Origin of the sequence: Colwellia demingiae, from assembly GCF_007954275.1 — a bacterium.
Taxonomy (GTDB): Bacteria; Pseudomonadota; Gammaproteobacteria; order Enterobacterales; family Alteromonadaceae; genus Colwellia; species Colwellia demingiae.
This window is the reverse complement of record NZ_VOLT01000002.1, coordinates 476,932-490,427: the sequence shown is the minus strand read 5'-3', so window position 1 is coordinate 490,427 and position 13,496 is coordinate 476,932. Positions and strand designations below refer to the sequence as shown.

8 protein-coding genes are annotated in these 13,496 nt (G+C 38.6%); 1 reads left to right on the top strand and 7 read right to left on the bottom strand.

Annotated elements, in window-relative coordinates; all coding sequences use genetic code 11:
- Positions 1–10 precede the first annotated feature (10 nt).
- Positions 11–1,300: an NAD(P)/FAD-dependent oxidoreductase gene (locus ESZ36_RS04935; RefSeq protein ID WP_146784328.1), complete on the top strand. Its 1,290-nt coding sequence runs from the start codon at positions 11–13 to the stop codon at positions 1,298–1,300.
- A 172-nt stretch (positions 1,301–1,472) separates the two neighbouring features.
- On the opposite strand, the gene ESZ36_RS04930 is transcribed toward ESZ36_RS04935, so the two are convergent.
- From ESZ36_RS04930 to ESZ36_RS04900, 7 genes are all read right to left on the bottom strand, one after another.
- The gene (locus ESZ36_RS04930) at positions 1,473–3,461 is read right to left on the bottom strand and encodes a methyl-accepting chemotaxis protein (protein ID WP_146784325.1); all 1,989 of its coding nucleotides are present in this window, start codon (positions 3,459–3,461) and stop codon (positions 1,473–1,475) included.
- A 415-nt stretch (positions 3,462–3,876) separates the two neighbouring features.
- Positions 3,877–4,587 (bottom strand): glutamine amidotransferase-related protein, encoded by a 711-nt coding sequence (locus ESZ36_RS04925; protein ID WP_146784322.1) that lies wholly within the window; start codon positions 4,585–4,587, stop codon positions 3,877–3,879.
- Between the two features lie 45 nt (positions 4,588–4,632).
- The gene (locus tag ESZ36_RS04920) at positions 4,633–5,799 is read right to left on the bottom strand and encodes an iron-containing alcohol dehydrogenase (RefSeq protein ID WP_146784320.1); all 1,167 of its coding nucleotides are present in this window, start codon (positions 5,797–5,799) and stop codon (positions 4,633–4,635) included.
- 10 nt (positions 5,800–5,809) lie between these two features.
- On the bottom strand, positions 5,810–7,201 hold the full coding sequence (locus tag ESZ36_RS04915; RefSeq protein WP_146784317.1) for an aldehyde dehydrogenase family protein: 1,392 nt from the start codon (positions 7,199–7,201) through the stop codon (positions 5,810–5,812).
- A 62-nt stretch (positions 7,202–7,263) separates the two neighbouring features.
- Positions 7,264–8,646, bottom strand: a complete 1,383-nt coding sequence (locus ESZ36_RS04910) for a glutamine synthetase family protein (protein WP_211357760.1) — start codon at positions 8,644–8,646, stop codon at positions 7,264–7,266.
- Positions 8,647–8,787: 141 nt separating this feature from the next.
- Positions 8,788–10,257: an ethanolamine permease gene (eat, locus tag ESZ36_RS04905; RefSeq protein ID WP_246128992.1), complete on the bottom strand. Its 1,470-nt coding sequence runs from the start codon at positions 10,255–10,257 to the stop codon at positions 8,788–8,790.
- An 864-nt stretch (positions 10,258–11,121) separates the two neighbouring features.
- Entirely contained in the window at positions 11,122–13,305 is a 2,184-nt protein-coding gene (locus ESZ36_RS04900; protein WP_146784314.1) for a sensor domain-containing diguanylate cyclase, read from the bottom strand.
- Between the last annotated feature and the right edge of the window lie 191 nt (positions 13,306–13,496).

Here is a 13,496-nt window from a genome sequence, read left to right as displayed (position 1 = left end):
AGGATTTACTATGAAAACCATTGTTATTGTTGGAGGCGGTGCCGGCGGGCTTGAATTGGCTACGCAGCTTGGTCATAAGTATGGTAAAAAAAAACTGGCGAATATTATTCTGGTTGATCGTAATCGATCTCATATATGGAAACCATTATTACATGAAGTAGCAACGGGAACGCTTGATGTTAACACTGATGGCGTCGAGTATCGTGCGCACTCCAGTGCGCACTATTATCAATTTCAGCTAGGCACCATGATCGGTCTGAATCAGCATTCTAAGCATATAAAGTTGCAAGCATTGATCGATGAAGAGGGTGAAGAGGTTCTACCTGAGCGGGAACTGATGTTTGATACTTTGGTTCTGGCTGTTGGCAGTGTGAGTAACGATTTTGGCACGCCTGGCGTTGCTGAGAATAGTTATTTTTTAGATTCACCTCAACAAGCTGAACGTTTTCAACGGGCGCTGTTCAATAAGTTTACACGTATGAATCACCAGTCTTCCGATAGTGAACTAAGGTTGGCCATTGTTGGTGGTGGTGCGACCGGTGTTGAATTAGCGGCAGAGCTCTATCGCGTTGTGGGTCTGTTAAATATTTACGGCATGCCAGATATGTCTACCAAACGCCTTAAGATAGACCTGATTGAGGCGGGACCGCGTATATTGCCTGCATTACCTGAAAAAATATCCAAAGCAGCCAAGCGTGAATTGATAAAGTTGGGGGTGGTGGTTCAAGAGCATGTGCGTGTAACAAGTGCAGATAAAGATGGGTTCATTACCAACGGAGATAAACGCATTTCGGCAGATTTAATGGTTTGGGCTGCGGGAATAAAAGCGCCGGAGTTCATTCAAAAGTTGGATTTATTTGAAACTAACCGCAGCGGTCAGATTATTGTTAAGCCTACTCTACAAAGTAATTGTGATGCTAAAATATATGTGATTGGTGATTGTTGTGCCTGCAAACAATTGAATGGTTCCTGGGTTCCACCACGTGCGCAGTCGGCACACCAGATGGCTAGTCTGGTATATAAGAATATAGTACGGTCAGAGCAGGGGAAGCCATTGCGTGATTATATCTACACGGATTACGGCTCGCTGGTTAATTTGAGTAAATACAGTACGGTTGGCAGCTTGATGGGTAATCTCACCAAAGGCTCGATGTTTATTGAAGGACGAATAGCTCGACTAATCTATATATCATTGTACCGAATGCATTTAATCGCTATTCATGGCTGGGTGAAAGGGACTGTGGGGATGTTAGCGCATAAGATTGGTCGCTCAGTAAAGCCGAAAATAAAGCTGCACTAGGGTACAAACCTTAATTTTGATTTTAGTTGATGAAGTACACTATGGTGACTGTGCCGTTCAATACTAATATACTTCTACGATAACTATTAATACTCCCCTAAACATCAATTCCTATTCTTTAGGGGAGGTACTTTTGCTGGTTTACTCATCTTTTTTTACGACTTTTTATTTGTTAGGTTAATTCCTTGAGCTCTTTAGATAAGAGCTCTGATGAGTTGCTTAGTTCTTTTAATTGTAACGCAGTGTCAGCATTAAGTTTACTTTGATTATTCGTTTTTTCGACTAATTTACTTATGTCCTGTGTAACATTATTTTGCTCTTCAGAAGCTATTGCTACTTCATTCATTTCATCCGATATATCTTGAAATGACTGTGATAATACAATAAGTTTATCCGAGGCTAGTTGTGCGTTAATTAATGTTTGTTCTGAAGTTGTTAACCCTCCTCTAATTGCTGTGACTGCATTTCGTGAAGCGTCTTGTAATTTTGAAGTCATTGTACCAATTTCGTTCACAGATTCAGATGTTCTTCCTGCCAAGGTTCTCATTTCATGAGCAACAACAGCAAAACCGCGCCCATGTTCACCAGCTCTTGCTGCTTCGATAGCCGCATTTAATGCTAATAAGTTTGCTTGCTCTGAGATTGATTTGATCACTTCAAGAACGGCCACTACTTGTTGGCTATCATTGTCTAATTGTTCAATAACTTCGGATGAAGTTTGAATCAAAAAAGTTAACTGGGATATGGCTTCAGCAGTATTAGTTACTAAAATGCGCCCTTCTTCAGCATTATCCTTCGCACCAATAGCGGTCTTGGCTGTGGCAATGGTTTTCTCCGTTACACCTTCTGCACTGTAACTCATCTCTGTGATTGCCGAGGCAAGCAAATTGTTTTGGTCAGCTTGCAAGTCAGAACGCTGGCTCAGTAATGATGATAAATCATTAATTTCATTTGAATTGTTTGCTATTTCGTTAGATACCCTTAATATTTTCATAAACATTGATTGTAATGAATCTCCATATTCATTAACTGCACTTCTAAGCTTATCAAGTTCATTATTACTCGAAATAGACAGCTTTTCTATGCCGCCTTCGGCTAAACGATTAATTTGAATTGTCGTTTCAGATATGCCATTTAACAGCCGTTGGGCGAACCAATAGGCAATTAAAAGTAAAATGAAAAGTGTTGGTATAAAAACAATATAAAGTGACCAGCTAATACTTTTTGATGTTTGAGATGTGACTTTATTAGGTAGTACTAAGCCAATACCCCAATTAATCCCATGCATTTTTTGAAAAATCATGGTCGACTTATCATCTTTGATTACACCTTCTTCCAGAGTCGTAATAATCATATTATCGTTATCGGTAATACTGTCAGTTAGTACATTTACAAATGCTTGTAGGGAGCTATCTTTTTCAGACAAGGTATTAATATTCTGCATTTTCATATCAAAATCACGCAGTGTAGGCATGGTTACGATTTTACCGAGTTGGTCCATAATAAATAGATGTCCATTAATTTGATGGCTGGCTTCAAGCGAAAACGTATCTAAGTTAGAAAGTAAAACATCAACTGTAGCAACTCCCCAAAACTTATTCTTCCTATTAATACCTACAGAGCAAGTGACCATTTGTGCTTTTGACACAGGATCTTGATAAGCACCGGACCAAGCACAGATACCATTGGGTAAGTTTTTTACTGATTTATACCATCCTTCGTTATGGTAGCTAGAACTATTTGGTTGGTTATAATCATTTAAAAAAGATAGCTGACCAGTACTGTTTCTACCCCAGAAAAAAGAGCTTTTTTCTTGTACTTCATTAAAAGCATAAGGTTCCGGCCAAATACCACCACCAGCAATATTTTTTTGACCAAACTTATCAATCAAAGATGGAAATATTTTGTGAAATTCTTCACTGTCTAGCGTTAATTTTTGCGTAATCAGCGCCATACTTTGAGTTAAACTGGCAATATCTCCAAGTTCAACCTTCAACTCATTACTTTTCGAGTTTACTTGTTCAATTGCAAGTTTTTTGGATGCGGCAGCAAGCTTAGGCAGTGCTTGTGAGTTCATCACAAAGAAGATAACTAATACTGAAGCGGTTAATAATAATAATGCTCCAATCTTAAATTGGTTTGAAATTTTTGATAAATACATACTAGCTTTCCATTATAATTATTTGGTGTTGGTCATTTCCATCACGATTTCCAGTAGGCTGTAATAGTGTTTCCGTACATTCTAAATATAACTAGGCCATCAACTAACAATATGTATCACAGTGTGCTCTTTATATTGGGTACAGCTAAGTTAGGGGCCATAAGGCTCAATCGTTCTTTTTACGACAAAATTTGAAAGGTCTTACATAAAATTAATTTTAGAGTACAAGGTCATGATGCCTTGATGTGGTCAATAACTAGTTCCTAAAAAAGCCGAGACTCATTGCGAGTCTCGGCATGAAAGGTAACTCAAATTTTGTATTTCAATACGGTTAAAATACAAAAATTTGAAAACGTCCCCCTAAAAAAGTCTCATTTCTGAGTGTATAGAACTAATATAGTGACCTAGGAAAATATTATAAAATACTCCTTTTAGCAAAATCCATAATCCATTGAGCAAACTCATGGTTATGAGGTGTTTTTTCTAGTGATGCTAAAGCTTCCTCAATGCGTTTTCCCGAAATGATGCTACGGCGATCATTTATGAGCGTTTCGGAATAAGACTTACTCCACTCTGGGTGTCCTTGGACACTTAGCATGTGCTCATCCCACTGAACCATGAAATAAGGGCAGAAGTCACTTTCAGCAATAACCTTTGTTCCTTTTGGCAAAAGAGTTATCTGGTCTTGATGGCTCACAATAATATTTAGGCAACTATTTTGTGTATTCATCCAATCGGGTTGAGTAAGAATTCGGTTAGATGAGATACCAATCCCCCAGCCCTTATCAGATTTCTCCACCGATCCGCCTCTTGCTATAGCTATAGCTTGATGGCCAAAGCAGATGCCAATCAATTTTTTTTGAGCTACATCAAGCTGTTGGATAAACGCTATAAGAACTTTAATCCAGACTTCATTGTCATTCACACTGGCTTTACTTCCTGTAGTGATGAAAAGATCCCAATCGTCGATATACTCTGGATATTTACCCTTTTGAACATTAAAGAATTCAACTTCCAATTTATCTTCAACGCTAGTCAATAAATCAATGATCATTTGTGGATAATTACCAAAATCTTTCTGGAATTTATCCAATACGCTGTCACATTGTAAAATTGCTATTCTCATTTTACCTCCAGGTGTTAGTTATCTCGCAAGATTCATCGAAAGTAACTAATCTAATTGACCCTTAACCGCATTTAGAAAAATTTCTGAATATTGCTCTGCAGAAAATGTAATTGGATTACCTCCAGCAGATGGGTCAACTGCGGACATTTTCCCCACCAAAGCGGCTTGGAGTTCATTGATATCAATCAACGATAATGAATGTGGGATGCCAAGGTTCACTCTCATTTCCAACACCCATGCCATAAAACCATCAAAGCTAGAATCTTCTAAATTTAAATACCGGCTAAGACGCTCAATACGTTCTTCAACTTCAACTCTATTAGCCTTAAGCACGTAAGGCATTAGAATTGCGTTCAACAATCCATGATGCGCACCATAAAGAGCGCCAAGTGAATGAGCAATAGCATGCATTCCTCCTAGCCCTTTCTGGAATGCGGTTGCTCCCATACTTGAAGCGACTAACATTTGAGTACGTGCTTCTATATCTGTCCCGTCAGCTACCGCGCGAGGTAAATATTCTTTCACCAGTCTAATTCCTTCAATAGCGATTCCTTCGGCCATAGGGTGGTAGAAAGGAGAGCACAGTGCCTCTAAATTGTGTGATAAGGCATCCATTCCTGTGGCAGCGGTAATATGAGGAGGAAGACCTATGGTTAGTGTTGGATCGAGGATAACCACGGATGGCAACATTAATGGATGAAATATAATCCGCTTTACGTGACTGTCTTCATCTGTGATCACTGATGCCCTGCCAACTTCTGACCCTGTACCTGCGGTGGTAGGGACGGCAACTATTGGAGCAACACCTGCTTCATTTACTCGTGTCCAGTTATCACCAACGTCTTCAAAATCCCACAGTGGTGCATTTTGGCCAACCATTAGTGCCACGGCTTTAGCTGCATCAAGTGCTGAACCGCCTCCAAATGCAATAACACCATCATATTTACCTGCTTTATAAGCAGCAACGCCATCTTCTACGTTTTTACCTGTTGGGTTTCCCTGAATGTTACTGAAAAGACCACAACGTAGTCCTGATTCATTACAACTATCAACGGCTTCACCGATCATCGCCAAAGCAGCTAGACCTGGATCAGTAATTAGCAGAGGAGCTCTCATTTTCAAGCTTTTACAGGTTTCAGCTAGCTCATTTATTCGTCCTGAGCCGGTTAGAATACTATTAGGATAATTCCAGTTAGCAGTTAAATTATTCATTTTAGACCTCTTAAATATTATTTTTGATATGGAATGATTTAGCTCGAGTAAAGTTATCAAAGCCTAACTTTGATAATGTACAGCCACGGCCAGTGTTTTTAACTCCTGTCCATACTAATTCAGGGTCAAGGTAGTCACAGCGATTAACAAAAAATGTACCTGCTTCCAATTCTTGGCCGAGTGTTACAGCTCTTTCTATATCTGAGCTAAAGATTGATGCAGTAAGACCGAATTCACTATCATTCATCAACCTTATTGCTTCTTCATCTGAAGACACCTTCATAATGCCCACAACAGGGCCGAAGCTTTCTTCGGTCATTACTCGCATAGTATGATCAACGTCAGTTAGTACCTGAGGTGCCATATATGGTGTACCCACTTTATTCAAATCAAAATCAGAAGGGGTAATATGCGCTGTTGCACCTTGTTTGACTGCTTCGTCAATTTGGCCACGTACAAATTCAGCAGCAGAAGTGCGAACTAGTGGACCAAGTGTTGTTTCCGGGTTATCAGAACGACCTAACTTATACTCTTTAACTAAGGCTACAAAGGCAGCTAAATATTCATCATAAATTGCTTCATCTACGTAGATACGTTCTATGCCACAACAAGATTGACCAGAGTTAAAGAAAGAACCATCTACTGTACTTTCAACAGCATGTTTGAGGTCAGCATCTTTACGAATATAAGTAGGATCTTTGCCTCCAAGCTCCAAACCTACATTAATGAAACGTCCCGCTGCGGCTTTCTCAACTATTACACCTGCAGGTACAGAACCGGTAAAAGATACAGCGCCAATTTCAGCAGATTTAATGGCCATTTCCGTATTTTCATGACTCATATGTAAGAACTGGAGTACACCCTCAGGTAAGCCTGCTTCAGTAAAAGCTTCAACAATACGCTCAGAACAAAGTGGTGTTTGTGCTGAGTGCTTAAGAATGACGCTATTACCGGCAAGTAAAGCAGGCATAACAGCATTAATAGGCGTGTGTAGCGGATAGTTCCACGGAGCGATCACTAAAACTACACCTACAGGCTCGTGTGTTATGTAGCGCTCAAAGCCGGCTTTCTCACTCGTTTGTATTGGTGCTAGTACCTCATCTGCAATAGAAATTAAATAACGTCCGCGGTCTGCGAAACTACCAACTTCTCCAGCGGCATAACGGATAGGTCGACCCATCTGCCAACAAAGCTCTTGTGCTATATTGTCTTTATTCGCCTCAAACGCTTCTACTGCTCGACTACAAATAGTCTTTCTTTCTGCTAGAGTAGTTTTACTCCAAGATTTTTGGGCTTTATCTGCTTGCGTAATAATATTTTTTACTTGATTTAAATCAGCTAAAGGACGTTCTACGTATGTAGACCCATCTATTGGCGATAGTGTTTTTTGTATTTGACTCATTTTTATACCTTAACAACTGGCCATAGGAGACCCCTACGGCACATAATTTGCGCTAAATTAATTTAGATAATTTCAAAATATCGGTTCATTTCAAAATCAGAAACGTGTTTACGATATTCAAGTTCTTCCCACTCTCTTGAAGTGGCGAATTGATCAACAAATGCATCGCCAAACATCTCTCGAGCAGCATCAGAGGTTTTTAAAAGTTGAGTTGCATCCCATAAAGTAGTCGATAATTTTAAATATGCAGGATGATCTTGTTCGTAGGCATTGCCTTTTACTTGTTCTTCTGGCTCCATTTCATTCATGATGCCATAAAGACCTGATGCTAATGCCGCCGCTAAGGTTAAGTAAGGATTGCCATCAGCAGAGCCTAAACGATATTCAACTCGTTGAGATTTTGCACTACCAGGAATTACTCGCAATGCTGTGGTACGGTTTTCTACACCCCAAGTGGCATCAGTTGGAGCCCAAAAACCTGGGATTAATCGCGTATAGCTGTTAATTGTAGGGGCAATAAGGCTTAAAAATTCAGGCATCAAGCGCTGTTGACCCGCTAAGAAATGTCGTTGAATTTTACTCATGTTGTATTTTTGTGATGGATCATGAAAAGCGGAGCCAGATCCATCGCGATTATTAAGAGAAATATGAATATGACCACTTTGTCCAGGATAATCCATTGACCACTTAGCCATGAATGTAGCCATTAAGCCATTTTTCTGAGCGAGTACTTTCATGAATGTTTTGAATAAGGCACCTTTATCTGCTGCATTTGCAGCACTGTCTACCGCAATAGCAGCTTCAAGTACACCAGGTCCAGTTTCTGAGTGAATTCCTTCAATAGGGAAATCCATTTTCTCAGACATATCCAAGATTTGTTCATACAAATCAGAGTGTACTGAACTACGTAAAACTGAGTAGCCAAACATATCAGATGTTAGAGTCTCTAAGTTTTTATACCCCTTTTCGCGAGCACTTTCTGGTGTTTCTTTAAACATGAAAAATTCATATTCAAGTGCAGCAAAAGCATCGAATCCCATATCTTCAGCTTTCTTAATTACTCGATGAAGTAGCCCACGTGGACAAACTTCTGCTGCTTTCTCTTCAAATTCACCAATAAATAGCAACATACCATTTTCAAAAGGGATCTCTCGACAACTTTCAGGCACAACACGAACTGGTGCATCAGGGAATCCAGTATGCCAGCCTGTAAAGCTCTCTTTAGTTGCATTTCCATAAAGTTGATCATTAGAATCCCATCCTAATACAACATCGCAAAAAGCAAAGCCGCTATCTAATGAGGAAAGAAACTTTTCTTTACTCATATATTTTCCACGCATAACTCCGTCAAGATCAAAAATCCCTACCTTTACATGACTAAGACCGCGTTCATTGACAATATTTCTAGCATCTTCGATGCTTTTAACATCTCTTGGATTCATCATTTTTCGTACCTTTATATATTATTTAAATGTTTTTATTTCAGTAAATATGGATTATTACGTTGGAATTGGTGTTTTATACCCTATATTTTTCAAAGGTATTATTAATAGGAGGGGGACTTGTTATCAGTCCCCCGTTATTACTTATTTCAGACTGGATTCAGCTTGAGCTATTGCTGCAAACTCTTCCTCAGGTGCGTTGTGTACCAAGTGATGGCGACTATAGAAAACAAAGTACGCTAGCATAATTACGTAGAACACTGCAGACCACATTGCAGCTTCGAGACTTACAAGGAATGTACTAGCAAACGCTATTATAGATAATATAAATGCGATACCTGTTGTTATCACACCACCTGGAGTACGGTATGGGCGGTGCATATCAGGTTCTTTAATACGTAATATGATGTGTGAAAGCATCATCATAGCGTACGAGATTGTTGCACCAAACACTGCCATGGTGATCATTAAGTCACCTTCGCCAGTCAATGAAAGTAAAAAGCCAATTACACCTGGCACAATCAGCGCTAGGGTAGGTACTTTTCGTTTGCCTGTTAAAGACAACCATTGTGGAAGATATCCAGCACGCGATAATGCAAATACCTGTCGAGAATAGGCAAAAATTATAGAAAAGAAACTAGCAACTAATCCTGCAAGTCCAACCAAATTAACGAACATAGCTAACGAACTGCTTTCACCGTAAACATGTTGTAGAGCACCTACTAAAGGAGCAGCGTGGTCTTTCATTAAGTTGGCACTTGAACCACCAGGTGCAAGGAATAAAATTAAACCACCTAAGACTAAGAGAATGACCATAGCGGTAATAAGTCCTTTAGGTAGATCGCGTCCTGGATTCTTTGTTTCTTCTGCTGCAAGAGGTACACCTTCCACAGCAAGGAATAACCACATAGCAAACGGAATAGCAGCCCAAATACCGAAATAGCCTTCAGGTAAAAATGCACTAGCACCAGCTACAGTCTCATTAACCGGAATGTCAAGTAAGTTGCTAAGTTCAAAGTAAGGGATCATACCGACAATGAATGCAAGCAGGGCAGTTGCAGCGACAGCAGTGATAACTAACATAATTTTCAGTGCTTCTCCTGCTCCCCAAATATGTATTCCGATGAAAATAGCGTAAAATGCCGCATAAACAAGAGGGCCACTGAAACCGAAGAGTTCACTTACATATCCCCCGATAAAAATAGCGATTGCTGCCGGTGCTATAGCATACTCTAACAAAATTGCAGTACCGGTCAAAAAACCACCAAGAGGACCCATTGCACGTCGAGCAAAGCCGTAACCACCGCCTGCTGTAGGTATTGATGATGATAGTTCAGCAAGTCCGAACACCATTAGAGTGTACATCGTTGCCATCATCAAAGTAGCGATAAACATGCCACCGAAACCACCTTGTGCAAGCCCAAAATTCCAACCAGCAAAATCACCAGAAATCACATAGGAAACGCCTAGCCCGGCAAGTAAAATCCAGCCTGCAGTTCCTTTTTTTAATTGCCGTTTTTCTAAAAAATCATCCGGAGTTTCCTCATAGTCTACAGAGCCTGAATTCCCCACATCAGTTAAATAGCTATTTTTTTCAGTGTTTGTCATGGTCATACTTCAATACCTCTTTATAATTTTATATATATTTTTTAAGGTTTGTTTCTGGAGTAATTATCTCAAAAACATACAGTCGCAGTGTCAGCTGAAACCTATAAAGGTATTAATGCTGACTCCTAATTAACTAACTAACTAACTAGCTAACTCATCTGAATTCAATATAAGTTGCTAAATAACAGCCTTCAATCACTATCACTTTCCGCCATCCACTACTATTAGGTTTTCTTATACTGCTAATTAAAGTGATATGGTTGGGCGCTAAATTTAGACTATTTAGTTTTTTAATTATTAAATTTAGCTACTTGTACAATAATATTTAACATAATGTGTTCGATTTTATAAACTTTAAATAATTAGTTAAGAACACTATTTTGTGATCAGCTTTTTAATATCAAGTGTTTTTTGATCCTCGTTTTTTGATCCTCGTTGTTTGTTCCTGTCGTACCTTTATTCGAATTAGCTTGGTTTGACTTATGTTTGCTTTGTTGATTATTCATAATTTTCTCCTGTTGAATGAACAGCAGAAACTATACGTGGGTTAGTTAAGTAAGGACGATGATAGAGAGGTGATTATTTAGTGATTATGAGTGAATATAAGTGATTCTTTCGTTTCCAACTTTATTCAGCGGTATTTTGGTAGTATTTGAACGTAAAAAAGCTTGGTACCAAGTTTGTTTCGATCTTTATTTAAAGAAGCCTATTTTAGCTTAACGGCAAAAATAGCCCTGTAAGAGAAAAATGTTTCCAACTTTATTTAGAACCCACAGGTGGCGGAATTATTGATAATTTTTAATACCAGTTCTCAATAATTCGAATTTAACAAAGCGACTTACTCACAGAGTAGTCGCTTTTTTATTGGTATTAAACGTTTGCTTTAGCTGCAATATCTAGCACTGTTATTTTCGTTTGATTTCGACCATTATCTTTAGCATCGTAAAGGCACTCATCAGCAACGGCAAACCAATCTTCCTGTAGATTAGAATAACTCGCTTCTCCTACCGCTATGCCAACTGAAATGGTTAATGTGATAGGCCCTTTACCATCATCTTTAAATGCATAGGCAGCGACTTGTTGAAGAAAACTCTCCATTCGCGACCTAAGTATTTCAACATCATCACATTGAGAAACAACGACAAATTCTTCCCCACCAAAGCGAGCAACAAGATCAGAATCGCGATTAAAAAATGTCTTAAGCATGTTTGCCACGGTAAGCAAACAATAATCACCGAACAAATGTCCGTGTGTATCATTAATGTTTTTAAACAAATCTAAATCAATTATTGCATACATCAAGTTCGACTTATTTCGAGAAAAAATTGATTGCATCATTTTAAAATTCTTTTCAAAATATCGGCGGTTATAGAGTCCTGTTAACGTGTCGGTATTGGCTTGTTCCGTTAATTTACGGTTTGCTTGGTTAAGTTCTTCTGTTCTTTTTAAAACCTGCTTTTGTAATTCTTCTTGATTATCCAGCAGTGCAAGACGGTTAACTTTTAATTCTTGGTAAAGTTTTTGAATTTCGGTGGGCGTTTCGTAAGGAACATCTCTGAAATCACCTGTTTTTTTGCCTTTTGATAATTCATCCATAACGAATTTCAGTGGGCGACTTAAATGAATGGCGAATCTCTTTGCAAAAAAGCTGGCTGTAAGTAAAGTAACAAACAGTGTTAAAAACATAACTAAGTACAAGTCTTCTATGTTTTTCAAAGAAAACTTATGTTCTATCAAGGAATGTATTTTCCAGTCATTCATTAATTGCGTTTGCTTGTGAATGAACATTTCACCTTCATTTTTTTCTGATTTTAAACTGATTAAATTTGATGAATTTTTATAGGCACGATCTTCATAGGTAAATCCCGATAAGGCCTCTAGTTGCAAACTATCTGAAGAATAGATAATTCGGTCATTTTGATCCGTTACAATCGTTTTGATTAGCTTTTCATCGTGGCCTATTTTGTCATAAAGGCCAAACTTTCCTAAATTCAAGGAGCCTTCAACAATACCTGAAGGGCCATTTACTTGACCACCTTGATAGAGTGGAGCACTGATGGCAATAATGGGGTCAGCACCAAAACCTCTACCTAGAAATACGGCAGAAACGAATAACTTTTGTTCTTCCATAGCATGAATGAAGTAAGGGCGGTCGATTACGGAACGTTGGTCAACAGCTAATTTTTCCATAATGGAATTTGGTGATGCGAGTTCTATTTCGCCTTGCTCGGTGGCAATCAGCATGGTTAAAAAACCAGGGTATAAATGGTGAAATTTTGACAGGGCTTTTTGCCTTTCTTCAGGGGCTGTTATGCTAGAAAGTTGGTAGGCGATATTTTCAATCGCTTGTTGATGTTCATTTAAATAACTATTGCCAATATGGGTAATATAGTTATTGTTAATTTCTAATTCTTTTTCAAGTTGTGCCTTCTGAAACTCGCTAAAATTAGTACTGAGTACCAATGAAACACAAATAACAAAAAAGGCAGAAATACTCCAAAATGAATACAAAAGCCATTTGGGTAAACTTTTAACTAATGGCGGTTGACTTGATTTTATCGATTGGAAATAATCATTAAAAGTGAACAGAAAAATACAAGCTAAGGAAGTATAGAGCATTGCATTGATAGCTTGTTTCAATACACTAAAGAGCATGAAACTTTGGGCAAACTCCATGTTGCTCCAGATAAGCAAAGCAGTAAGCGGCATACCAATAACTAACCAATAAAGTAAGTCAGCAGTAAGTACATACCAACCCCTTGCTCGTAACATTGAAATGAACCACGCTTCAAGGCCAAAAGTAAGGAAGCCAAATGGATGACCCCAATAGAAATAAAGTGGAATAACGCTGATGAGAGCGCAAAGTAATGTTAGACCGGGACGTAGAAATGAAGCGGCAACAATGTAGGCGGTATTACCAACAACAAGTGCAATACTAAAAGCTAACTCTATTGGATATAGATTGACTATTGCCCCTATAACTCCAAAGAGCAGCGCTAATAAGTACTGATTGGAGTGAAGGAATGAACTCGCTTTAGTGGATATGTTTGCCATTGCTCACTTAAATATGTAGTTGTTTTAACTTTGACGCTGAAAGTACATTACTACGCTTTTCAAAGCATCGAATCATCTATTAACTTACTTGGTTAGCTAATATTATGGGTTGAGCATAAATTGGAGTGTCTTGAATATTTTCTTTTCGCTCTAAGAAGACCTTAAGCTTTTCATTACCTTGCGTCAACTAA

Bases quoted from the DNA above. Each gene is read 5' to 3' on its own strand.
- ESZ36_RS04935 (WP_146784328.1), top strand. From the start codon at position 11: ATGAAAACCATTGTTATTGTTGGAGGCGGTGCCGGCGGGCTTGAATTG.
- ESZ36_RS04930 (WP_146784325.1), bottom strand. From the start codon at position 3,461: ATGTATTTATCAAAAATTTCAAACCAATTTAAGATTGGAGCATTATTA.
- ESZ36_RS04925 (WP_146784322.1), bottom strand. From the start codon at position 4,587: ATGAGAATAGCAATTTTACAATGTGACAGCGTATTGGATAAATTCCAG.
- ESZ36_RS04920 (WP_146784320.1), bottom strand. From the start codon at position 5,799: ATGAATAATTTAACTGCTAACTGGAATTATCCTAATAGTATTCTAACC.
- ESZ36_RS04915 (WP_146784317.1), bottom strand. From the start codon at position 7,201: ATGAGTCAAATACAAAAAACACTATCGCCAATAGATGGGTCTACATAC.
- ESZ36_RS04910 (WP_211357760.1), bottom strand. From the start codon at position 8,646: ATGATGAATCCAAGAGATGTTAAAAGCATCGAAGATGCTAGAAATATT.
- eat (WP_246128992.1), bottom strand. From the start codon at position 10,257: ATGACCATGACAAACACTGAAAAAAATAGCTATTTAACTGATGTGGGG.
- ESZ36_RS04900 (WP_146784314.1), bottom strand. From the start codon at position 13,305: ATGGCAAACATATCCACTAAAGCGAGTTCATTCCTTCACTCCAATCAG.